The following is a 22275-nucleotide window of genomic DNA, read 5'->3' on the forward strand; positions in this document are numbered from 1 at the left end:
TCTTATTCATTACGGAAGGACTTCAAATTTCAGATTTTTAAAGACCACATTATTAAACTGTACATCGACATGATATTCACCGACAGGATCCTGTTTTCCAAATTCCCAACATTGAACTATCACATCATTTTTAATCTCTGTATGAGGGATTTCAAAAACAGCCTGATAACCTTTGCCGTCCGTATCGGCAATTAATCTGGCATTATTGGCTTCCATGGTAATTTTTGCCGGCGCTTTGATATTTTCAATCAATTGATTGTTTTCCTGAATCTCAACATTTCGCACAACCACACAAAGTCGGCGTTTATCCTTTCTGGAAAACCGATTGCCTTCCATCGGTTTCGGCTGTGTCGCACTGGCATCCAACACCTGCAAAAATGCGACGGGACGGGTTTCTTCCGATGTTTGCGTATTACCGGAAGCCATTACCGAACCGCTTAAAAAACAGGCGATCAGAGTAATCAACGAATATTGATTCATGGGGAAAAACCCTATTTAAATTGTTTTAAGAAACGCAGGTCATTTTCAAAGAATGAACGTAAATCCGTTACGTTGTAGCGTAACATGGTTAAACGTTCGACCCCCATACCGACGGCAAAACCGCTGTATTCGTTCGGATCAATGCCCACATTGCGTAATACGTTCGGATGTACCATTCCGCAACCCAATACTTCCAACCATTTACCGTTTTTTCCCATAACGTCCACTTCCGCCGAAGGTTCAGTGAAAGGGAAATAAGACGGACGGAAGCGAACCTGTAAATCTTCTTCAAAAAATGCGCGTAAGAAATCATGCAACAATCCTTTTAATTCGGTAAAGTTTGCATTTTTATCCACATACAGCAATTCGATTTGATGGAACATCGGTGTGTGAGTTTGATCGTAATCGTTACGATATACCCGCCCCGGCGCCATAATACGGATTGGGGGCTGCATTTTTTCCATAGTACGGATTTGTACGCCGGAAGTTTGAGTACGCAGTAATAATTCGGGATTAAACCAGAAAGTGTCATGATCCGCGCGCGCCGGATGATGTTTCGGAATGTTTAACGCATCGAAATTATAGTAATCGCTCTCTATTTCGGGACCGCTTTCCACACTGAAACCCAATTCGGAGAAAAATTTCGTCACGCGTCCGATGGTAATAGAAACCGGATGTAATCCGCCCACTTCCACTTTACGTCCCGGCAGGCTGACATCAATACGTTCCTGTTCTAATTTAGCATTCATCGCCGCCTGTTCGATTTGCTCTTTTTTCGCATTAAGAATTTCTAATATCGCTTGCTTCGCCTCATTAATTTTCGCGCCCATGGCAGGACGCTCTTCCGGTAAAACGTCACGCAAACCTTGCATTAACTGAGTGAAATGTCCTTTTTTACCGAAATATTCCACGCGGAAATTTTCTAAAGCATCAACGCCTCTATCCTGTAATTCGTCAAGTGCCGCCCGGGCTTGTTCTGTAATTTGTTTAAGGTTTTGCATACCTGTCCTTATCTCGCCTATGGATTAATCTGAAATGTGCTTAATGATAATACTAACTTATTAAAAAATCACGTATTTTTTATGTGGAAAGTAAAGTTTAGAAAATAAAAAATCCCAAACCGACAAATTTGGGATTTACAAGAAAAATGGTGCGACTAGCTGGACTCGAACCAGTGACCCCCACCATGTCAAGGTGGTGCTCTAACCAACTGAGCTATAGTCGCAATATTAGGTATTCATTTCGGAAAGTGCGGTCAATTATAACGAGTTTTCTTAGCAAAACAAGTGCTTTTTCGACCGCACTTTTTCAACTGTTAAATTTTTGAACAATTTAACTGTTTTTCACCGCTTCGGCAATTTCCTCCGCCGATTTTTGCGCCAAAACGGCGTCTTCACATTCAACCATCACACGAATTAACGGCTCCGTACCGGATTTACGTAACAAAATACGGCCTTTGCCCGCCAATCGTTGCTCCACTTCCGCTGCAACGGTTTTCACTTTTTCGCTGTTTAACGGATTTTCACCGCCGTCAAAACGAACATTAATTAACACTTGAGGGAATAATTTTACCGCGCCGGTGAGCTCGTGCAGGCTCAATTTATGTTGAGCCATAGCGGTTAATACGGCTAATGAAGCGATAATACCGTCACCGGTGGTGTTTTTATCCAGAATAATAATATGACCTGAATTTTCACCACCCAATTTCCAGCCGTTTTCCTGCATTTTTTCCAATACGTAACGATCACCCACGTTGGCTCGTAAGAACGGAATACCCAGTTGCTTTAAGGCGATTTCAAGGCTCATATTACTCATTAAGGTTCCGACGACCCCGCCTTTTAAGTGACCGGCGCGCAAAGTTTCGCGGGCGATAATATAAAGAATCTGGTCACCGTCCACTTTATTGCCTAAATGATCCACCATCATAATGCGGTCGCCGTCACCGTCGTAAGCCAGCCCTACATCAGCCCCAACTTCCAATACTTTATCCTGCAACGCTTTAATATCCGTTGCGCCGCATTTTTCGTTAATATTTACCCCGTTCGGTTTGGTGCCGATCTCAATAATTTCGGCACCCAATTCGCGTAATACGCTTGGCGCGATATGATAAGTGGCGCCATGTGCGCAATCCACGACGATTTTATAACCTTCCAGACTTAATGAAGTCGGGAAAGTACTTTTACAGAACTCAATATAACGACCGGCGGCATCATTAATCCGACTGGCTTTCCCCAAATCGGCAGATTCCACGCAATCCATCGGTTGTTCCAGTAAAGCTTCTATGGCTTCTTCCACATCATCCGGCAATTTAGTCCCTTCGGCAGAGAAAAACTTAATTCCGTTATCGTCATAGGGATTATGGGAGGCGGAAATCACCACGCCCGCTTCGGCACGGAAAGTGCGAGTTAAATAAGCTACCGCGGGTGTCGGCATCGGACCGACAAAGACGGCGGACAAACCGGCTGCCGTCAAACCAGCTTCCAGTGCGGATTCCAGCATATAACCCGAAATACGGGTGTCTTTTCCGATAAGCACTTTTTTAGAGCCGTGAGTTGCCAGCACTTTACCTGCCGCCCAGCCCAATTTTAATGCGAAATCAGGTGTAATCGGAAACGTACCCACTTTACCGCGCACGCCGTCAGTACCGAAATATTTACGTTCTGCCATGTTTTTTATTCCTTATTTAGAAAAAGGTGGAAAACCACCGGTTAAAATTTTAATGTGTTATTTTTGACGATAAAATCCATTATGCATTGACCGTCGCCTGCCAGATTTTCAATGCGTCAGCGGTTTCCGCCACATCGTGAACGCGCAAAATCGTTGCGCCGTTTTGAGCCGCAAGCAATGCGCAGGTCACACTTCCGATAACGCGCCGATCAACGGGTTTATCCAATACCGCACCAATCATGGATTTGCGCGAAAGTCCGGCTAAAACCGGATAACCGTGCACCGCAAAACGGGCGGATTGTTGCAATAATCGGTAATTATGGCCAACGGTTTTACCAAAGCCAAAGCCGACATCCCAAATAATGTTTTCATTCTTCATTCCCGCTTTTAAACAAAGTGCGGTCCGATTTTGCAAAAATTGCAATACCTCTTCCACCACATTGTCATATTGCGGCGCAGCCTGCATGGTACGGGGTTGCCCCTGCATGTGCATAATACAGGTCGGCAACGCCAGTTCCGCTGCGGTTTCCAATGCGTTCGGTTCCTGCAGAGCCCGAATATCATTAATCATATCCATCCCCGCTTTCGCCGATTCCCGCATAACCGCCGCTTTTGACGTATCCACCGAAATCCAGCAATCGAAACGCTGACGCACGGCTTCCACAACGGGAATGACGCGATCAATCTCTTCCTGCTCGCTGACTTCGTCCGCCATCGGACGGGTAGACTCACCACCGATATCGATAATTGCCGCCCCTTCATTCAGCATTTTATCTACTTGAACCAGCGCCTTGTCTAAACTGAAAAATTTTCCGCTATCTGAAAAAGAATCCGGTGTAAAATTCAAAATTCCCATAATTTGCGGTTGGGATAAATCTAAGACTTTACCGTTTGCTTGAAGTTTCATTTTCTGCCTTACCTAGATAAACGCATGCCGATTATAACGGAATTCCGCTGTAGGCGCACAAAAATTTGCGTTAAAATGACCGCACTTTTGTTCATTCGGTTTCATTATGCAAGTACATCACAAACCGGCCAATCTTGTTGCCTTCGCTTTTCTGCTGATTGCGTTTTTAACCGGCACGGCCTCAGCCTTCCAAATGCCGACGCTCAGCCTGTTTTTATCGCGGGAAATTCAGGTTTCTCCTTTGATGGTGGGCATTTTTTATGCCGTCAATGCAATCATGGGAATCTTGATCAGCCAAATGGTCGCCCGTTATTCCGATAAACAGGACGATCGCCGGAAAATTATCATCGGCTGCTGCTTAATCGCTATTTTCGGCAGTCTTATTTTCGCTTTCAACCGGAATTATTACGTGCTGGCGTTTCTCGGCACCTTCTTTCTGGGATTGGGTTCGTCCTCCAATCCGCAATCTTTCGCGTTCGCCCGCGAATATGCGGAACACAGCCAACGGGAAGCGGTAATGTTCACCACTATTATGCGTACCCAAATTTCACTGGCGTGGATTATCGGTCCGCCGGTTTCGTTCGCTATCGCGCTGAATTGGGGATTTCACTATATGTATCTGGTGGCGGGACTGGCATTTTTACTGTGCGCGCTGTTAACCGCCACCATGTTGCCCAAAATCAGCCGAAAGCAAATTCTGAAAACCGAATCCGCGCCAATCAGCGCACCGACCAATAACCGTCAATCCGTTATTTATTTGTTCACAGCCTGTTTTCTGATGTGGATGTGCAACAGTATGTATATGATTTCTATGCCGTTATACAGCATTCACGAACTGCATTTGCCGGAAAGTCTGGCGGGAACGCTAATGGGAACGGCCGCCGGTCTGGAAATTCCCGTCATGCTGATCGGCGGTTATCTCACTAAGTTTTTCCGAAAAAAGGTCTTAATTTTGACCGCACTTTTATCCGGTTTCGCCTTTAATTTGCTCTTGCTTTTTCTGCATGAAGCCTGGCAGCTTGTTGCGTTGCAAGTTTTAAACGCCGTTTTTATCGGCATTATCGCTACGCTCGGCATGGTTTATTTTCAGGACCTTATGCCGCGCCAAATGGGCGCCGCCACCACTTTATTCGGAAATGCGGCAAAAGGCAGTTGGATTTTAGGCGGTCCGCTTGCCGGGCTCATTGCGGAACATTGGGGATACAGCTCGGTATTTTATCTGTCGGTGGTGATTGTGCTGATCAGTTTTTACTGTATGTGGAAAGTCAAATCCGTTTAACGGCGATGACAATCTGTCCGCTTATCAATACAAATGAAATAAAAATACACAAAAATTTCACCGCACTTTAGCGCGGATTTTTAGTAAAACTTAAGCTAATCCCTGAACTATTGATTGAAATCAATACTCCGATGAAAATGATTTCTTACTATAATGCCCTACGTTTTTTAGAGCTTTTGCCCTTTTCTCATTTGTCACTAAGGAGAATATTATGAAGTCATTCCGTTTCCTGTTATCCATGAGCATTTTTATCTCACTCCCCCTTTATGCCGCACAGGGGCATCATCATTGGGGGTATTCAGGGCAAGGTAATCCTGAGAATTGGGGAGAGTTAAGCCAGGAGTTTATTACCTGCAAAATCGGTAAAAATCAATCGCCCGTGAACATTTCGAAATCTATTCCCGTTCAACGTCAGGATTTAAAAATCAGTTATCCGGCACTTTCGCTTAAACTGGAAAACAACGGACATACATTACAGGCATCCAATATTGATCAATCGCCGTCTATCCGTATCGATGACAAAACTTTTATGCTGAAACAATTTCATTTCCATACGCCGAGTGAGCACACATTTAAAGAACAACATTTCCCTATGGAAGCCCATTTTGTTCATCAATCTTCGCAAGGTGAGCTTGCCGTCTTGGCGGTAATTTTTAAAGCGGGGAAAGACAATCCGGCATTGGCGCCGATTGTGCGGCAGTCGTTAAAAAGCGGTGAATCCGTTACTCTGCAGCAACCGTCGGACATTCAGGGGTTATTACCGAAAAAATCCACCCATTTGCGTTTAAACGGTTCGCTGACTACGCCGCCTTGTACCGAAGGGGTCACTTGGGTCATTCTTGAAACACCGGTCGAAGCCGGTCCGGCGCAAATTCAAGCGATAGAAGCCATGGTTGGTCATAACAATCGTCCGATACAACCGATCAACTCCCGTTTGATCATTCAAGAAAAATAATTGATTGATAAAAACAAAAGTGCGGTCAAAAAACAACGAATTTTTTGACCGCACTTTTTATATCCTAAGGATTAGTTTAACGCCATGCCTTGAATCGGTTGATTAAACCGTTTGTTGAGCTGTCGTGGCCGGTAACGGTTTCATCTCCGGCTAATTCCGGCAGAATGCGATTCGCCAGTTGTTTGCCCAATTCCACGCCCCATTGGTCGAAACTGAAGATGTTGAAAATCACACCTTGCACGAAAATTTTGTGCTCATACAAGGCAATCAATGCACCCAAGCTGAACGGCGTGATTTCCCGTAACAGGATGGAATTGGTCGGTTTGTCGCCGGTAAAGACTTTAAACGGCACCACCTCTTTAACTTCTTCTAAGGTTTTACCTGCTTTCAAAAACTCTTCTTCCACCGTTTCTTTGGTTTTGCCAAATGCCAGCGCTTCCGTTTGAGCAAAGAAGTTAGACAACAGTTTGTTATGGTGATCCGCCAGCGGATTATGGCTTTTCGCCGGTGCGATGAAATCGCAAGGAATTAACGTCGTTCCCTGATGAATTAATTGATAGAACGCGTGTTGGCCGTTGGTTCCAGGCTCGCCCCAAATAATCGGTCCGGTTTGATAATTGCCGATGACATTGCCGTTACGATCCACGTATTTACCGTTGGATTCCATATTGCCTTGTTGGAAATAGGCGGCAAAACGGTGTAAATATTGGTCGTAAGGCAAAATGGCTTCGGTTTGCGCGCCTTGGAAATTGGTGTTCCATAAACCCACTAATGCAAGTGTGGTCGGAATATTTTGCTCAATCGGCGTATTGCGGAAATGTTTGTCCATTTCATGCGCACCGCTTAGTAAGGCTTCGAAGTTTTCAAAACCCACGGAAAGGATAATGGAAAGACCGATAGCCGACCATAACGAATAACGTCCGCCGACCCAATCCCAGAAACCGAACATATTGTCGGTGTCGATACCGAATTTTGCCACTTCCGTCCCATTGGTCGAAAGCGCCGCAAAATGTTTCGCCACGTGTTTTTCGTCTTTTGCCGCAGCCAGGAACCAATCACGAGCGGATTTCGCATTAGTCATGGTTTCCTGGGTAGTGAAGGTTTTTGACGCCACTAAAAATAAAGTGGTTTCAGGATTAATTTTCTTGAATACTTCCGCAATATGCGTACCGTCAACATTGGAAACGAAATGCATGGTTAAATGATTTTTATACGGACGCAGCGCTTCGGTCACCATGTAAGGGCCTAAGTCAGAACCGCCGATACCGATATTCACCACATCGGTAATGGCTTTGCCGGTGTAGCCTTTCCATTCGCCGGAAATCACTCGTTCGCTGAACGCTTTCATTTTTGCCAGAACTTCATTCACTTCCGGCATCACATCTTTGCCGTCAACCAGCACCGGATTGTTCGAACGGTTACGTAAGGCGGTATGCAATACGGCACGATTTTCCGTTCGGTTGATTTTTTGTCCGCTGAACATGGCTTCTTTGGCTTCGTCCAAAGCGCATTCCTGCGCTAATTGACGTAATAATTTTAAGGTTTCCCGGGTGATCTTATTTTTAGAATAATCCACCAGAATTTCATCATTGAACGTTAATGAATAATCCGCAAAACGATTGGATTCCTGTTGAAAAAGATCCTGAATCGTCGAGCTCGCCAATTCGGCTTTGTGTTTCTCTAATGCGTTCCATGCCGCTGTTTTCGTCGGATTAATATTTTGCATAGTATTTTCCTTTTCGAGTTGGATTAAATTGAAAACCGGATTTGTCACGATAGTAACATCTTATAACTTAAACGGATACGGATTTTACCGATAATCTCACGTGCGTTAATCAACATATTCGGTCAATACGCGCGGCGTCAGTTTTGTCATTAACTCATAGCTTAACATGCCCATGTGTTTCGCCACGGTTTCGATGGGTAATTCTTTGCCCCACAGAATGACTTCGTCGCCTACTTTATCCGTACAATCCATTCCTAAATCCACCGTAATCATGTCCATAGAAACCCGTCCTACAATCGGCACGATGCGTCCGTTAACGTACACCGGCGTACCGTCGGGAATATTGCGCGGATAGCCGTCGCCGTAACCAATGGCAATCACACCGATTTTGGTCTCTTTCTCGCTTACCCAGGTTCCGCCGTATCCGACCGGCTCGCCCGCTTTATGCCGACGGACGGCGATTAACGATGAAGTCAGCGTCATGACCGGAATCAGACCGAATTCGGAACTCGGCGTATCCGTGGGTGAAACGCCGTACATAATAATGCCGGGACGAATCCATTCAAGGTGAGAATCCGGCCAAAATAAAATACCGCCGGAAGCCGCAATACAACGAGCGCCCGCTTTACCTTCCGTTGCCTGTAAAAAACGGTTCAGCTGGATTTGAGTATAATCGGAATCCAACTCGTCGGCACGGCTGAAATGGCTGACAAAACCTAATTGCGAATCCACGTTCGGGCATTTTTTCAGCTCGTCGACATATTCATCCACTTCGTCCAACGCGACGCCCAAACGATGCATGCCCGTATCAATTTTTAACCAAACTTTAACCGGATTCGGTAATTTCGCCTGTTTTAACGCCTCCAACTGTTCTCGGTTGTGCACCACGGTTTGAATATTATTCACGGCGATAATCGGCAAATCTTTCGCTGAGAAAAAGCCTTCCAGCAATAAAATCGGCTTAATAATGCCTTTCGAACGCAAAGTCAAGGCTTCTTCAATGCGCGCCACGCCGAAACCGTCCACTTGCTCCTCCAGGGTTGACGCTACAAATTCTACGCCGTGTCCGTAGGCGTTGGCTTTGACGATGGCGATCATTTTGCTGTCGGGCGCTTTTTGATGGATTAACTTAAGATTATGTTTCAGAGCGACCGAACTGATTTTGGCTGTTGCTGGTTTCATGTTTTCTTCTGTTTTCATATGGATTAAAGTGCGGTCAAAAAACGATGAATTTTTTCACCGCACTTTGGGTTTCGAAAGTATTTTCTAATAATTGTCGTCAAAAGGTAAAGCGCCCGCATAGTTGTCAAAGCGCGAATACCGTCCCTGGAAGGTTAAACGTACCCGCCCAATCGGGCCGTTACGCTGTTTACCGATAATAATTTCCGCCACGTTTTTATTTTCTTCCGTGGTTTCGTGATACACCTCGTCACGGTAAATAAACATAATTAAATCCGCGTCCTGTTCAATGGAACCGGATTCACGCAAATCGGAATTCACCGGGCGTTTATCGGTGCGGTTTTCCAGGGTTCGGTTTAATTGTGACAACGCCACAACGGGCACTTCCAATTCTTTTGCCAGCGCTTTCAACGAGCGGGAAATTTCGGCGATTTCAAGGGTTCGGTTATCAAATCCCGGCGCCCGCATCAATTGCAGATAATCCACCATAATCAGGCTTAATCCTCCTCGCTCGCGATATACCCGACGAGCGCGGGAACGTAATTCCGTCGGCGTTAATCCAGCGGAATCATCGATGTACATATTGGATTTTTCACTGAGCAACGCCACGGTGCTGGAAATTTTTGCCCAATCGCCGTCGTCTTCAATTTGCCCCGTACGGATAGCGGTTTGATCTACGCGGGAAAGTGACGCCAAAGTACGCATCATGATTTGATCCGCCGGCATTTCAAGACTAAAAATCAGCACCGGTTTATCGCTTGCCATTGCCGCGTTTTCACACAGATTCATGGCAAAAGTGGTTTTTCCCATAGACGGACGCGCCGCCACAATAATTAAGTCCGACGGTTGCAATCCCGCGGTTTTCTTGTCTAAATCCACAAATCCGGTGGTCACGCCCGTAATTCCGTTATTGCCGGCGCCCATGGCTTTCAGCGTTTCGATTTTGGTGATCGTGCGCTCCAAAATATTGACCACGTTTTCCGGACCTTCATTTTGCGTGGTGCGTTTTTCCGCAATGGTGAACACATCCCGTTCCGCTTCATCGAGAATTTCCTTGACGTCCTTTCCTTTCGGCGAATAAGCGCGCTGGGCGATGTTGTTACTCACCCCGATTAAATCGCGCAGAATCGCTTTTTCCCGTACGATATCGGAATAAGCGTTAATATTCGCCGCACTTGGCGTATTTTTGGATAATTCCGCCAGATAAGCGAATCCGCCCACATCTTCAATAATGCCTTTGTTTTTAAGCGCTTGATCCAACGTCAATAAATCGATAGGTTGATTTTGACGGGTCAAGTTTTCCATTTCCTGGAAAATAATGCGATGGGCCGCAAGATAAAAATCATCGGCAATTACGCGTTCCACCACATTTTCCCAATGCCGGTTGTTCAGCATAATTGCGCCCAGCACCGCCTGTTCGGCTTCAATGGAATGCGGCGGCATAGCCACTTGCGCGGTTTGTTGATCGCGTTCCTGCGGTAAATATTGTGAAGGTTGACGAGCCATAAATTATCGGATTGGATGAATTGAAAATTACGGGTAATGATACGCTAAATTTAGCGCAAATTTAAGGGCCAAAAAGAAAAAGTGCGGTCAAAAATCTGTAAATTTTTCACCGCACTTTTATTGTGCCGAGTTAACCGTTCACTTTACGTCTTGCCGCGACGGCATCGGAAAGTTGTTGAAGCAACAGTTCCGTATCTTCCCAACCGATGCAGGCGTCAGTAATGCTTTGACCGTAAGTCAGTTCTTTGCCGGGTTGTAAATCCTGGCGGCCTTCGACCAAATGGCTTTCCACCATGACGCCGAAAATTTGGGTTGAGCCGTTGGCAATTTGCTCGCTCACGTCTTTGCACACGTCCATTTGTTTTTTGAATTGTTTACTGCTGTTGGCGTGGCTGAAATCAATCATGACATGAGGAATGCGCCCGGTTTTCTCGATATTTTTACAGACTGCGGCAACGCTTTCCGCGTCATAATTGGTGCCGCGATCACCGCCGCGTAAAATGATGTGACAGTCGTTATTTCCTTTGGTGGAAACAATGGCGGAATGTCCGAATTTGGTTACGGACAGAAAATGGTGAGACGCTTCTGCCGCGCCAATCGCGTCTAACGCAATTTTCACACTGCCGTTCGTGCCGTTTTTGAAACCGACGGCGCAAGACAAGCCGGAAGCCAATTCGCGATGAACCTGAGATTCCGTGGTACGTGCGCCGATTGCGCCCCAGCTCATGAAATCCGCTACATATTGCGGAGTAATCATATCTAAAAACTCGCCGGCGGTCGGTAAACCGAGATCATTAATATCGGACAATAATTTGCGTCCCATGCGCAAACCGTCGTTTAAGGCATAAGTATCGTCCAGATACGGATCGTTAATTAACCCTTTCCAGCCCACCGTGGTGCGCGGTTTTTCAAAGTATACGCGCATGATGATTTCCAACGTGTTTTTGTATTTATCGCGCAACGGTTTTAAACGGTTGGCATATTCCAGCGCCGCCTTGGTGTCATGAATGGAGCAAGGACCAATCACCACAAGCAGGCGGTCGTCCTCGCCATGAATAATTTCATGGGCGTAGCGACGAGCGGTTCTGACGGTTTTAACGGCTTGTTCGCTGGCCGGATATTTTTCCAACAACGCCACCGGCGGCAGTAATTGTTCAATTTTTGCAATGCGGGTGTCATCGTTGGCAATGCGGATTTCGTTTTGTTTTTTAACCATGATAATCAACTCTCTTACGAATCAAATTTATCAGCAATGCAGGATAGATTTGTCTGCGGCATTGCATGATGTGAAAAACCGATTTAAAAAAATGTTCATTTTTTTGACCGCACTTTTACGGGTGCAATCGTTAAACATCATCAATGTATCACTTATTTATGCACTAGTAAACTAGTTCAAAGAGCTCTCCCTAATATCCGCTTAAAATTTGTGCGGGCTGTAATTTCGCCGCCCGACCGGCGGGATATAAACTGGCAATCAGGCTCAGCACCAATGCCGCCACTAAAACCAGCACGACATCCTGCCAATGCAATTCGCTCGGTAAGAAATCGACAAAATAAATACCGTCGGACAACAATTTATGACCGATAAGTTTTTCCAGTCCTTGAATAAGTGCGGTCAGATTTAAGGCAAAAAATATGCCGAGCACGATGCCGATCAAACAACCTTTCATGCCCGCCAGTAAACCGTACCAGATAAAAATGCGTTTAATAAAAGCGCTGTTGGCGCCCAAAGTGCGCATAATGGCGATGTCGCCCGCTTTATCCTTCACCGCCATAATCAATGTGGAAACAATGTTGAAACAGGCCACACCGATCACCAACACCATGGCGATATACATTACCGTGCGAATCAGTTGAATGTCGCGATACATATAACCGAATTTCGACTGCCAGTTTTGCAGATTCAACAGCTGAGGATAATCATTCAGGGAAGAATAATCCATATCCTGCATGCGGAACGGATTTTGCACTTTTATTTCCACGCCCGAAACCTGATTTGCCGTCAACCCTAGAAAGGCCTGCGCCTGGGCTTTAGACATTAACGCATAGCTGTGATCGAGCTGACCGTCCAAACGTAAAATACCGCTGACCTGAATACGTTCGCGGCTGGGTTGCGCCATTTCGTCACCATTGTTCTGCGAAATTAATAAGGTGACCCAGTCTCCTTCCTGCACATCCAATTCCCTGGCAATGGCATAACCCAACACTAATCCGCCGTTTTTCTCAAAATTCGTCCATCCGTTATTCAACACGAATTTGCCCAACGAACTGACTTGGTCCTGCGTTTTTTTATCTACGCCCTTTACCTGAACCACTTTCATTTTGGCGCCGTTTTCAATTAATGCGGTAAAAGAAATAAAAGGCGAAACACCCTGAATCTGCGGCACGGCTTGCAACCGTTTTTCCAGTAAATCCGCGTCTCGAACGCTATGTTCGTCGGCGCCAGTAATTTCCCCATGAGGAACCACCGCTAAAATCCGGTTATTGAGTTCCCGTTCAAAGCCGTTCATCGCACTTAAACCTAAAATCAGCACCATCACGCCCAAGGCAATGCCCAAGGTGGAAAAAAAGGAAATCAGAGAAACCAATCGATTCTTCTGTTTAGCCCGCTGATAGCGCCAGCTGATAAAAAATGGGGTGTTCATCCGTTATGACTCCGCGCGCAATACGCCGTCCTGCATAATCATGCGACGCTGTAATTTTTCCGCCAGCTGCAAATCATGGGTAACCAATAAAAATGCAATGCCTTGTTCGCGATTAAGTTGTTGAATCAGTTCGAAAATACTTTCCGTGGTTTTGCGATCCAAATTCCCCGTCGGTTCGTCCGCTAACACTAACGCAGGGTTATTCACCAACGCCCGGGCTATCGCCACCCGCTGCCGTTCGCCGCCGGAAAGTGCGGACGGTTTATGAGAAATTCTGTGTGATAATCCCACCGACTGCAGCATTTTTTCAGCGCGATCGCGGGCTTCCGTTTTATTTCGGTTCGCGATCAGCATCGGCATTAACACGTTTTCCAATGCGGTAAAATCCGCCATCAAATGATGAAATTGGTACACGAAGCCAAGGTATTGATTGCGCAATTTGGCTAATTGATCCGGCGTCGCTTTTTGTAAGGACTGACCTTTAATGAACACCTCTCCGCCGGTGGGCTGATCAAGCCCGCCCAAAGTGTGTAATAAAGTACTTTTGCCCGACCCCGAACTGCCGACAATCGCTACCAATTCTTTTTCATCCAAAGAAAAAGACACGTCTTTCAGCACTTGGGTTTGAGTCGTGCCTTCGGTGTAATATTTGGTGATATTTTTGCAGTTTAATAATGTATTGTTCATTTTATTTTCTATTTAATCCAATCCTAATTTCGCCGACGGCGGCTGAGTTTTATACATTGGACGGATATTCAAAAACATGTCAATTTTTGACCGCACTTATTCATACCGAAGCGCTTCCGCAGGTTCGACCTTACTTGCGCGATACGCCGGATAAATTGTCGACAATAACGCCAATCCCAAAGAAAATGCGACGATAACCGCCACTTGCGTTATGCTGATTTCCGTCGGTAAAAATACGCCCGTCGGATTGATGAAATTTAAAATCGTATCAAGATTCAAAGTAATAAGTCCGCCTAAAACGGCGCCGATAACGGTTCCGACCGCTCCGACAAGCAAACCCTGTAAGATAAAAATCCAACGCACCTGACGTTTAGTTAAACCCTGAGTCTGTAAAATGGCGATTTCGCCCTGTTTATCTATCACCATCAGGCTGAGCGATGTAATGATATTTGACACCGCAACCATGATAATCAGGCTAATCAATAAACCCATCATATTTTTTTCCATACGTACCGCCTGGAAAAATTCGCCTTTTTGTGTGCGCCAATCGACGATTTTCCATTGATTTTCAGGGAAAATTCGGGGCAATTCGGTAATTTGGAACGGATCTTTTAAGAACAAACGCATGCCCTGCACTTCTTCCGGCTTAATCCGCATTAAACGCCCGATGTCCGCAATATTAGCGAAACTTTCGAAGCCCGACACTTCGTTTTCCGCAAAATAAATCTCGCTTACCCTAAATAAACGCTGCGCCGGCACGCGTCCGAAAGGCGTATATTGGCTATTCTCGGTTAGCATCAACCGCACTCTATCGCCGATTCCGACGTTTAATTTTTTCGCCAGTTGCGAACCGATAATCAGCTTAAATTCGCCTTCGGGCAGCAGGCTGTCGAATTGCGTTTTGTTCAGGTATGACAACAGTTTATCGTCGGTCGGACTTTGCACGCCGATGACTTGTCCGGCGCTGACGCCGTTTACCGTTTGATAAATAACATTAGTGGTGTTAATCAAGGTAACGTTTTGCAGAATATTTTTATTTTCTGACAAATATGCCCGAAACGTTTCATTCCGGTTTTCATTGCGCGGAATGCGCGCTTCGTCCTTCGGCATCACAATCGCATGGGGAATGTCGGACAGCACTTGTTTTTTCTGGTACTGTTCCAAACCGTTCATCACCGAAAGTACGATAATCAACGCCATCACGCCCAGCACAATGCCGGCGCTGGCTAAATTCGTGACCAAGCGGCCAAAACGATCCGCACTTTTCGCCCGCCAATAACGTAAAGCGATAAAAAGAGAAATGCCTAAATTCATTATTTCCCTGTTCTAAAAAACTCTTCTAAATTTTCCCGCACTTTGTTAACTAAGGTCGTCACGGCGCTGTCGGACGCCCAGGCAACATGCGGCGTGACGATTAAATTCGGTAAGGTTTTCGCGGCAACTATCAACGGATTATCCTTTTCCGGCGGTTCTTTCGCCAGCACATCCAACGCTGCACCGGCTAGTTTTCCCGTTTGCAGCGCATTCAATAAAGCCTGTTCATCCACTAAAGGACCTCGGCCCGTGTTAATCAAAAACGCACTCGGCTTGAAATGTGACAGGGTTTCCCGGTTAATCAGATTTTCAGTTTCCGAAGTTAACGGACAATGCAACGTGACAATATCCGATTGCGCCAACACATCGAAAAACGGCGTGTAACCTTCACGGCAAACGGCGGCGTTTTTATGTTCCGCATAAAGCACGCGCATGCCTAAGGCTTCAGCTAATCTTCCGACTTCGGAACCTAAATTGCCTTTGCCGACCACGCCCAACGTGGCGCCGCGTATATCTTGCATCGGATAATCGAAATAACAAAATTGTTTGCTGTCCGCCCATTTGCCTTCCAGCTGATCGCGATACCACAAATGCAGACTATGTTTTAAAGAAAAAATCAAACCCAGCACATGTTCCGGCACGGTAACGGAGGAATAACCGGCGACATTTTTTACCACGATACCCAATTCTTTGGCCGCCGCCAAATCAATATTGTTCGTTCCCGTCGCCGTTAAGGCAATCAGCTTTAATTGAGGCAATCGTTGTAGTAATTCGCGTTTAAACACCACTTTGCTGGTAATGATAATATCCGCGTCTTTGGCGCGTTCGAACGTCTGTTCCGCCACAGTCGTTTCATATTCCACCCATTCGTGGGGAAAATCCGGCCGCGGAATGGGCAGGTGCTTAGGCAACGCCGTGCTGTCAAGAAACACGATTTTCATGCTTTTCTCCTTGGCTTCAAAAGATTGTAGCCGGAATTCGATAAAGGCAAAGTGCGGTCAAAAAAACAGCGAAAATTTTGACCGCACTTTGAAGTTATTTAGAGGTATCTAATTCCGGAAAAGATTTCACTAAGTCGTCAATGGCTTTCATTTGACTGACGAAGCCTTCCAGCGCCGACAACGGCAAGGCTGACGGACCGTCGCATTTCGCGTTGTTCGGATCCGGATGCGCTTCCAAAAATAAGCCGGCAATACCCACCGCCATACCTGCCCGCGCCAACTCCGTCACCTGTTCGCGACGACCGCCGGACGCAGCGCCGAACGGATCACGGCATTGCAACGAATGAGTTACGTCAAAAATCACCGGGCAGCCTTTTGACACTTTTTTCATTACGCCGAAACCCAACATATCCACGACCAGATTGTCATAACCGAAATTAGCGCCGCGATCGCACAAAATCACTTTATCGTTACCGCATTCTTCGATTTTTTCCACGATATTGCCCATTTGTCCCGGGCTTAAAAATTGCGGTTTTTTCACGTTAATCACGGCGCCGGTTCGTGCCATGGCTTCCACTAAATCCGTTTGACGGGCCAGAAATGCCGGCAGCTGAATCACATCCACGACTTCGGCAACCGGCTGACATTGATAAATTTCATGTACGTCGGTAATAATTTTCACACCGAAGGTTTCTTTCAAATCCCGGAAGATTTTCAACCCTTCGTCCATGCCGGGGCCGCGGTAAGAATGAATGGACGAACGGTTTGCTTTGTCAAAAGAAGCTTTAAATACGTAAGGCACTCCGAGTTTATTGGTCACTTCTACGTATTTTTCGCACACCTGCATTGCCATATCGCGACTTTCCAATACGTTCATGCCGCCGAACAGCACGAACGGTTTGTCGTTTGCCACATTGATATTGCCGATTTTTACAATTTTATTGGTCATAATTTTTCCTTGGGTAAAAGTGAGCTTATCACCTTGATTAATTCAACAACTCGCCGCTGATTTCTTTTTTCATTTCCGGCAACTGAGCCATTAACATATAGGCCGTCGGGTCATCCGGGCAGTGCTCCACAAAAAACTGTAAATCTTCCACTGCCGCATGATAGGCGCCCATCTGTGCCAGCACCAATCCGCGATCCCGACGTTCGTACGGATCCTCCGATTTGTTGACTATTTTTTTCCAACGTAACCGGCTTTCAATATATTTCAGCGCCGCAGAATTCAGTTCTTCACGAATTAAGGTGCTCTTCGCCAACTGGGCAAAACGTTCCGTTAATTCTTTCGGATCGGCAATCGCCAAATCCTCCGCCGTTAATGTCGCGCCAAAACCGAAAGCCCCTTGATACAGCTTTTGTAAATCGTCCCGACTGACATAGTTGCCGTTCCACGGATCAATAAATGCCGTTTCCCCCTCTACATCCGCCCGCAAAATCAGCTGAGTCGGAAACAATACGGGATAGATCGGTAAATCCAGTTTTTCCGCCAAATACAGCAAAATGCAACCAAGACTGACGGGCATGCCTTGTTTGGTGCGCAAAACATAGCTTAGGTATAAATTTTCCGCCCGGAAATAGGTTTCGCGATCGCAATAAAATCCCCAATCGCCGTACATTAATTGCAGCAATTTATGAATTTTCTCTTTTACGTTATCCTCGGCGGGAATCGCTTTACGCGCTTTGCGAACCAATCCGCCCATTATGCTCCGAACGGTACGCAAATCGTCACCTTCATCTTCCGTCGTGGTTAAATAAAAGCTTTCCATTTCGCGGTAAAGTACGGTTTTATCGTATTTCATCAATCTTCTTTTATCTTAATTTTGCTAAAGTCACCCGTTCATTGTCGCCATAATCTTTCATCGTTGCAACCTTTTCCCATAAATTCTCAGCAAAAATCGCCCGCACTTTTTCACCTTGTTGCCAACCGTGTTCAAGCAATAGCCAACCTTGCGGATTTAAATAATGCGGCGCCCGTTCGATAATATGGCGCAAATCCGCGTACCCCTGATCTTCGGCAATCAAGGCGGACAAAGGTTCAAAGCGCACATCGCCTTGTGTTAAATGTTCGTCTGCCGGATCAATATAAGGCGGATTGCTGACAATCAGATCGAATTTCCCGTTTACATTGTCAAACCACGAACTTTGGTAAAATTCCACATCGTTCAACTGATTACGCACCGCGTTCCGCTGCGCCAACGCCACTGCCTCCGGCATCAAATCTACGCCGAAAATCCGATATTTTTGACCGCGCTTTTTCAGCTCTTTTGCCAGCGAAAGCGCAATCGCGCCCGTGCCCGTGCCTAAATCCAAAATCGCCACTCCATCTTTAGACGGCATGCGCGCCAACGCCTGTTCCACCAATATTTCCGTATCCGGGCGAGGAATCAGCGTATGCGGCGACACTTCTAAATTCAGCGTCCAGAATTCCGTTTCGCCCAAAATATAGGCAATGGGTTCGCCTGCCGCCCGACGGGTTAAAAGTGCGGTCAAATTTTGCAACGTTTTTTCATCCAGTTGCGTATCGGAAAACGCCATAATTTGCGACTTCGATTTTTTCACCGCCGCTTGCAACAGCCAGTTCGCATCGAGTCCGGCATTAAGATGAGGATCGTTTTTCAGATTTTGTGATAAAAATTGGCTTGCATAAGCAAGCCAGTCTGCATAATTCATGGGATTAATCGATTTTAACGACGACGGTTGAAAACATGAGATCCACAAAAGAGCGGCGTTCTTTATTGATAAAGGCGCAAATCGCGCTAAAAATAGTCAGGGAAAGCACGCCTAACACGCATTCAACGCCTTCGCGAAAGATATAGCGATCCAACGGTAACGGCTGATAAGTTGTGTAGTCAATCACTTTAATGCCCAAAAACCGCTTGCCGATTGTTTGTTGATAGGTTTTCATGTACCAAATCTGCAAGGCAAGATAACCGACAACAGCCGCCGCCAATAAAATACCGGTCGGATCGATAGAACCGACGCCAGTAAATACCGCCAGAATGACACTGTTTATCAATGACGCTATCCAGCGTTTAAAACGGCTGGCTAACGGAATATTGCCGTTTATCGTGGTAAACGTCGCGGTAAAAGTTGCGTCTTTTTGGGAATTATCGGGTTTGTCCAATTCAAACGACATAAAAAATTCTCGACATTAAGGTTTCAACGAAGCGAATCCATAAATCCGCCCGCGATGAAACCGGATTAATTACTTTCCGACAACGCCGCCAACTGATCCGCCTGATATTCGGTGATAATCGGTTGAATCAGTTCATCGATTTTGCCGTTCATCACTTCATCCAAACGATAAACCGTGAGGTTAATACGATGATCGGTCACACGACCTTGCGGGTAGTTGTAAGTACGGATTTTGTCCGAACGGTCGCCGGAACCCAGCAAGTTACGGCGGGTGTCCGCCTGTTCCTGAGCTTGTTTTTCCTGTTCCGCCTGAGCAATGCGCGAAGCCAGTACGGACATGGCTTTCGCTTTATTTTTGTGTTGCGAACGTTCGTCCTGACATTCCACTACAATGCCGGTGGGAATATGGGTGATTCGCACGGCGGAATCCGTGGTGTTAACATGCTGACCGCCGGCACCGGACGAACGATAAGTGTCAATCCGTAAATCCGCCGGATTGATTTCCGGCAGTTCGGTTTCCGGCAATTCCGGCATTACCGCCACCGTACAGGCGGAAGTGTGAATTCGTCCCTGGCTTTCGGTTTTCGGTACGCGTTGTACGCGATGACCGCCGGATTCGAATTTTAACTGTCCGTACACGCCTTCGCCAATCACTTTAACAATAATTTCTTTATAACCGCCCTGTTCGCTTTCATTTGCGCTCAGGGTTTCAATGCGCCAGCGTTTGCTTTCCGCATAACGGCTGTACATACGGAATAAATCTCCGGCAAAAATCCCCGCTTCGTCCCCGCCGGTACCGGCGCGGATTTCTAAATAAGCGTTATAGTCGTCATGCGGATCTTTCGGTAATAATAAAATTTGCAACTGCTGTTCAAGCCGTTCGATTTCCGCTTTGTTTTGTTCGATTTCTTCCTGCGCCATATCTTTCATATCAGGATCCTCAAGCAGAAGCTGCGCGTCTTCAATATCCTGATTCAGTTTTTTCCAACGGGTAAACGTGCCGACCACTTCTTCAAGTTGGGCATATTCTTTGGAATAAGCGCGAAATTTATCCTGATCGTTAATGATTGACGCCTCTCCCAATAACGCCTGAAGTTCTTCATGGCGTTCCGCAAGGCTGTCCAATTTGCTGATAATACTGTCTTTCATTGTTATTTTTCGTTTCCGTGGGCAATAAAAAATCGCTGCATTCTAGCATAAAAATCGCGATAAATGCATTGCTTTTCCTTGCGAAGTCCTTTAGATTATCGCCAAATTTTCTACACAGGATGTTACTATGAGAATTATCGTTATGCGCCACGGTGAAGCGGAAATGCTGGCACCTTCCGATAAAGACCGACATTTGACTCAGTTTGGTAAAACCAGTTCCTTTCAGCAAAGTCAATGGTTAAAAACTTGGCTAAATTCTACCGCACTTGATAAAGTCATTGTCAGCCCTTATGCACGCGCGCTGGAAACGTTTGAGCAAATTAATGCCGCCTTCGGACAAAGTTTAACGAGCCGCGCCGAAACCTGGGACGCCATCACGCCTTACGGCAACACGGATTTGGTGCGTAATTATCTGGAAACGCTGGCGGAAGATCAGGAAGACGCCAGCATTTTACTGGTTTCCCACTTACCGCTGGTGGGCGAAATTGTCACGGAATTTTGCGGTCGAAACACCGTCAGTTTTCATCCCGCCACCATCGCTTGCATTGATTGGGACGGCGAAACGGGCAAAGTGATTGAAATTAAATATCCTTAATTCGGAATGAATTAATGAAACAAAAGGACGGAATTGACCGTCCTTTTCTGTTTTTATCTTTGAACTTGTTAGTTATGTTCTTGCTGCCGTTTTAATTCTGCTGCGGAATCGGCTTCCGCCAACACGGTAGCCAAATTGTCACCGCCGGACGCCGAAACGGCAGCCGCAAAGGCACCTTCAACCAGAGGCGCATAGCTGATAACAACGTGCCGCGCCATTTCCGGGTCCAATAAATCTATCGCGGTTTCGGCGCTGAGAATCGCGCTGCCGAGATCCACCAGCACCACGACGCCGTCGGGCGAATAAACATACTCAATCGCCGACATAATGCGGACGGCATCCGTGCCGATAGGATTTTCCGCATCATCAATGCCCGCGGCGACCGCAATTTTACAATCGCCCTGCGTCATTTGATGCAAAATTTCCGCCAATCCCTCGCCTAACTTCACACTATGAGAAACCAAGACCAAACTGACCATATTATTCTCCTTTCACGGCATCCGCTAAGGCTTTGATGATGAGCATGCTGGACGTCGCGCCCGGATCCGCATGCCCCGCACTGCGTTCGCCCAAATAACTCGCGCGCCCTTTTTTCGCCACTAACGGAATGGTTGCGGTAACGGATTCTTCCGCTTTTTTGACCGCACTTTCAAGCAATGGCACTTCGGGTTGGTTTTTATTCGCCTCTAATTCGGCGATAACCGGCAACCAAACGTCGCACATGGTTTTGTCGCCTAATTCCGCCCGACCGCGGCTGATAATGCCTTCCACGCCGCTTTTTAATAAGGCGATGAGTTCTTCCGCAGAAACTTCCTCTTTTCCGACCGCACTTTGCGACCCTTTGATGAAAAAAGTGCCGTATAACGGACCGCTGGCGCCGCCCACTTGGGAGAGCAACGTCATGCCCACGGTTTTCAGCACGGTGCCAATATCTTTATCCGCCACCGTGGCGACTTTTTCAGCGGCTTTACTGAAACCGCGCTGCATATTTAAGCCGTGATCGCCGTCACCGATTTCGGTATCAAGCTGCGTCAGATAATCCCGCTGTTCGTTCATCGCCTGCCGACAATTTTCCAGCCATCGTAAAATTTGCGCTTTGCCGATCAT

General features: G+C 46.4%; 22 protein-coding genes and 1 tRNA gene. 3 read left to right on the forward strand and 20 right to left on the reverse strand.

The features are described 5' to 3' along the window. Window positions 1–9 precede the first annotated feature (9 nt). From P7M01_RS01905 to folP, 5 genes are all read right to left on the reverse strand, one after another. Entirely contained in the window at window positions 10–480 is a 471-nt protein-coding gene (locus tag P7M01_RS01905) for a hypothetical protein (protein ID WP_317480962.1), read from the reverse strand. A gap of 11 nt (window positions 481–491) precedes the next feature. After that, on the reverse strand, window positions 492–1481 hold the full coding sequence (gene pheS, locus P7M01_RS01910; protein WP_317477376.1) for a phenylalanine--tRNA ligase subunit alpha: 990 nt from the start codon (window positions 1479–1481) through the stop codon (window positions 492–494). A gap of 147 nt (window positions 1482–1628) precedes the next feature. Further along, window positions 1629–1705, reverse strand: a tRNA-Val gene (locus tag P7M01_RS01915). A 107-nt stretch (window positions 1706–1812) separates the two neighbouring features. Continuing rightward, the gene (gene glmM, locus P7M01_RS01920; RefSeq protein WP_202937592.1) at window positions 1813–3147 is read right to left on the reverse strand and encodes a phosphoglucosamine mutase; all 1335 of its coding nucleotides are present in this window, start codon (window positions 3145–3147) and stop codon (window positions 1813–1815) included. A gap of 79 nt (window positions 3148–3226) precedes the next feature. Next, window positions 3227–4054: a dihydropteroate synthase gene (folP, locus tag P7M01_RS01925; RefSeq protein WP_317482861.1), complete on the reverse strand. Its 828-nt coding sequence runs from the start codon at window positions 4052–4054 to the stop codon at window positions 3227–3229. A 106-nt stretch (window positions 4055–4160) separates the two neighbouring features. Here folP and P7M01_RS01930 point away from each other — a divergent pair, with 106 nt between their 5' ends. Together P7M01_RS01930 and P7M01_RS01935 are read left to right on the forward strand one after the other, a co-directional pair. Beyond that, window positions 4161–5333 (forward strand): MFS transporter, encoded by a 1173-nt coding sequence (locus P7M01_RS01930; RefSeq protein ID WP_317477373.1) that lies wholly within the window; start codon window positions 4161–4163, stop codon window positions 5331–5333. Between the two features lie 211 nt (window positions 5334–5544). Continuing rightward, window positions 5545–6288: a carbonic anhydrase gene (locus P7M01_RS01935; RefSeq protein ID WP_317482862.1), complete on the forward strand. Its 744-nt coding sequence runs from the start codon at window positions 5545–5547 to the stop codon at window positions 6286–6288. 76 nt (window positions 6289–6364) lie between these two features. Here P7M01_RS01935 and pgi read toward each other — a convergent pair whose 3' ends face one another. From pgi to prfA, 13 genes are all read right to left on the reverse strand, one after another. Then, the gene (gene pgi / locus P7M01_RS01940; protein ID WP_317480959.1) at window positions 6365–8014 is read right to left on the reverse strand and encodes a glucose-6-phosphate isomerase; all 1650 of its coding nucleotides are present in this window, start codon (window positions 8012–8014) and stop codon (window positions 6365–6367) included. Between the two features lie 105 nt (window positions 8015–8119). After that, window positions 8120–9196, reverse strand: a complete 1077-nt coding sequence (gene alr / locus P7M01_RS01945; protein WP_317480958.1) for an alanine racemase — start codon at window positions 9194–9196, stop codon at window positions 8120–8122. Window positions 9197–9280: 84 nt separating this feature from the next. After that, the gene (locus P7M01_RS01950) at window positions 9281–10699 is read right to left on the reverse strand and encodes a replicative DNA helicase (protein ID WP_317477370.1); all 1419 of its coding nucleotides are present in this window, start codon (window positions 10697–10699) and stop codon (window positions 9281–9283) included. A gap of 130 nt (window positions 10700–10829) precedes the next feature. Beyond that, on the reverse strand, window positions 10830–11915 hold the full coding sequence (gene aroG, locus P7M01_RS01955) for a 3-deoxy-7-phosphoheptulonate synthase AroG (protein ID WP_317477369.1): 1086 nt from the start codon (window positions 11913–11915) through the stop codon (window positions 10830–10832). A gap of 190 nt (window positions 11916–12105) precedes the next feature. After that, complete coding sequence (gene lolE, locus P7M01_RS01960) at window positions 12106–13344, reverse strand: lipoprotein-releasing ABC transporter permease subunit LolE (protein WP_317482863.1); 1239 nt, start codon at window positions 13342–13344, stop codon at window positions 12106–12108. 3 nt (window positions 13345–13347) lie between these two features. After that, window positions 13348–14031 carry a lipoprotein-releasing ABC transporter ATP-binding protein LolD gene (lolD, locus tag P7M01_RS01965; protein ID WP_202937600.1) on the reverse strand — a complete coding sequence of 228 codons (684 nt, stop codon included), beginning with the start codon at window positions 14029–14031 and terminating at the stop codon, window positions 13348–13350. A gap of 96 nt (window positions 14032–14127) precedes the next feature. Then, entirely contained in the window at window positions 14128–15345 is a 1218-nt protein-coding gene (locus tag P7M01_RS01970; protein WP_317482864.1) for a lipoprotein-releasing ABC transporter permease subunit, read from the reverse strand. Further along, a complete protein-coding gene (locus P7M01_RS01975; RefSeq protein ID WP_317482865.1) occupies window positions 15345–16286 on the reverse strand; it encodes a 2-hydroxyacid dehydrogenase in 942 nt (313 codons plus the stop codon). Before P7M01_RS01975 ends, P7M01_RS01970 begins: the two co-directional genes overlap by 1 nt. A gap of 94 nt (window positions 16287–16380) precedes the next feature. Then, window positions 16381–17235 (reverse strand): 3-deoxy-8-phosphooctulonate synthase, encoded by an 855-nt coding sequence (kdsA, locus tag P7M01_RS01980; protein WP_317482866.1) that lies wholly within the window; start codon window positions 17233–17235, stop codon window positions 16381–16383. 37 nt (window positions 17236–17272) lie between these two features. Beyond that, a complete protein-coding gene (locus tag P7M01_RS01985; protein WP_202937604.1) occupies window positions 17273–18088 on the reverse strand; it encodes a SirB1 family protein in 816 nt (271 codons plus the stop codon). A 10-nt stretch (window positions 18089–18098) separates the two neighbouring features. Next, window positions 18099–18959: a peptide chain release factor N(5)-glutamine methyltransferase gene (gene prmC, locus P7M01_RS01990; RefSeq protein WP_317482867.1), complete on the reverse strand. Its 861-nt coding sequence runs from the start codon at window positions 18957–18959 to the stop codon at window positions 18099–18101. Window positions 18960–18963: 4 nt separating this feature from the next. Beyond that, on the reverse strand, window positions 18964–19425 hold the full coding sequence (locus tag P7M01_RS01995) for an RDD family protein (RefSeq protein WP_202937606.1): 462 nt from the start codon (window positions 19423–19425) through the stop codon (window positions 18964–18966). A gap of 65 nt (window positions 19426–19490) precedes the next feature. Next, window positions 19491–20573, reverse strand: coding sequence for a peptide chain release factor 1 (gene prfA, locus P7M01_RS02000; RefSeq protein WP_317475262.1), 1083 nt, complete (start codon window positions 20571–20573; stop codon window positions 19491–19493). A 127-nt stretch (window positions 20574–20700) separates the two neighbouring features. Here prfA and sixA point away from each other — a divergent pair, with 127 nt between their 5' ends. Beyond that, on the forward strand, window positions 20701–21168 hold the full coding sequence (gene sixA / locus P7M01_RS02005; RefSeq protein ID WP_202937608.1) for a phosphohistidine phosphatase SixA: 468 nt from the start codon (window positions 20701–20703) through the stop codon (window positions 21166–21168). A gap of 68 nt (window positions 21169–21236) precedes the next feature. Here the strand turns inward: sixA and dhaM are convergent, their stop codons facing one another. After that, window positions 21237–21647 (reverse strand): dihydroxyacetone kinase phosphoryl donor subunit DhaM, encoded by a 411-nt coding sequence (gene dhaM, locus P7M01_RS02010; protein ID WP_317480143.1) that lies wholly within the window; start codon window positions 21645–21647, stop codon window positions 21237–21239. Between the two features lies 1 nt (window position 21648). Continuing rightward, complete coding sequence (gene dhaL / locus P7M01_RS02015) at window positions 21649–22275, reverse strand: dihydroxyacetone kinase subunit DhaL (RefSeq protein WP_202937610.1); 627 nt, start codon at window positions 22273–22275, stop codon at window positions 21649–21651.

The organism is Exercitatus varius (assembly GCF_029577735.1).
GTDB classification, from domain to species: Bacteria; Pseudomonadota; Gammaproteobacteria; order Enterobacterales; family Pasteurellaceae; genus Exercitatus; species Exercitatus varius.

Coding starts and splice junctions, on each gene's coding strand:
- P7M01_RS01905 (WP_317480962.1), bottom strand. CDS start 480: ATGAATCAATATTCGTTGATTACTCTGATCGCCTGTTTTTTAAGCGGT.
- pheS (WP_317477376.1), bottom strand. CDS start 1,481: ATGCAAAACCTTAAACAAATTACAGAACAAGCCCGGGCGGCACTTGAC.
- glmM (WP_202937592.1), bottom strand. CDS start 3,147: ATGGCAGAACGTAAATATTTCGGTACTGACGGCGTGCGCGGTAAAGTG.
- folP (WP_317482861.1), bottom strand. CDS start 4,054: ATGAAACTTCAAGCAAACGGTAAAGTCTTAGATTTATCCCAACCGCAA.
- P7M01_RS01930 (WP_317477373.1), top strand. CDS start 4,161: ATGCAAGTACATCACAAACCGGCCAATCTTGTTGCCTTCGCTTTTCTG.
- P7M01_RS01935 (WP_317482862.1), top strand. CDS start 5,545: ATGAAGTCATTCCGTTTCCTGTTATCCATGAGCATTTTTATCTCACTC.
- pgi (WP_317480959.1), bottom strand. CDS start 8,014: ATGCAAAATATTAATCCGACGAAAACAGCGGCATGGAACGCATTAGAG.
- alr (WP_317480958.1), bottom strand. CDS start 9,196: ATGAAACCAGCAACAGCCAAAATCAGTTCGGTCGCTCTGAAACATAAT.
- P7M01_RS01950 (WP_317477370.1), bottom strand. CDS start 10,699: ATGGCTCGTCAACCTTCACAATATTTACCGCAGGAACGCGATCAACAA.
- aroG (WP_317477369.1), bottom strand. CDS start 11,915: ATGGTTAAAAAACAAAACGAAATCCGCATTGCCAACGATGACACCCGC.
- lolE (WP_317482863.1), bottom strand. CDS start 13,344: ATGAACACCCCATTTTTTATCAGCTGGCGCTATCAGCGGGCTAAACAG.
- lolD (WP_202937600.1), bottom strand. CDS start 14,031: ATGAACAATACATTATTAAACTGCAAAAATATCACCAAATATTACACC.
- P7M01_RS01970 (WP_317482864.1), bottom strand. CDS start 15,345: ATGAATTTAGGCATTTCTCTTTTTATCGCTTTACGTTATTGGCGGGCG.
- P7M01_RS01975 (WP_317482865.1), bottom strand. CDS start 16,286: ATGAAAATCGTGTTTCTTGACAGCACGGCGTTGCCTAAGCACCTGCCC.
- kdsA (WP_317482866.1), bottom strand. CDS start 17,235: ATGACCAATAAAATTGTAAAAATCGGCAATATCAATGTGGCAAACGAC.
- P7M01_RS01985 (WP_202937604.1), bottom strand. CDS start 18,088: ATGAAATACGATAAAACCGTACTTTACCGCGAAATGGAAAGCTTTTAT.
- prmC (WP_317482867.1), bottom strand. CDS start 18,959: ATGAATTATGCAGACTGGCTTGCTTATGCAAGCCAATTTTTATCACAA.
- P7M01_RS01995 (WP_202937606.1), bottom strand. CDS start 19,425: ATGTCGTTTGAATTGGACAAACCCGATAATTCCCAAAAAGACGCAACT.
- prfA (WP_317475262.1), bottom strand. CDS start 20,573: ATGAAAGACAGTATTATCAGCAAATTGGACAGCCTTGCGGAACGCCAT.
- sixA (WP_202937608.1), top strand. CDS start 20,701: ATGAGAATTATCGTTATGCGCCACGGTGAAGCGGAAATGCTGGCACCT.
- dhaM (WP_317480143.1), bottom strand. CDS start 21,647: ATGGTCAGTTTGGTCTTGGTTTCTCATAGTGTGAAGTTAGGCGAGGGA.
- dhaL (WP_202937610.1), bottom strand. CDS start 22,275: ATGATCGGCAAAGCGCAAATTTTACGATGGCTGGAAAATTGTCGGCAG.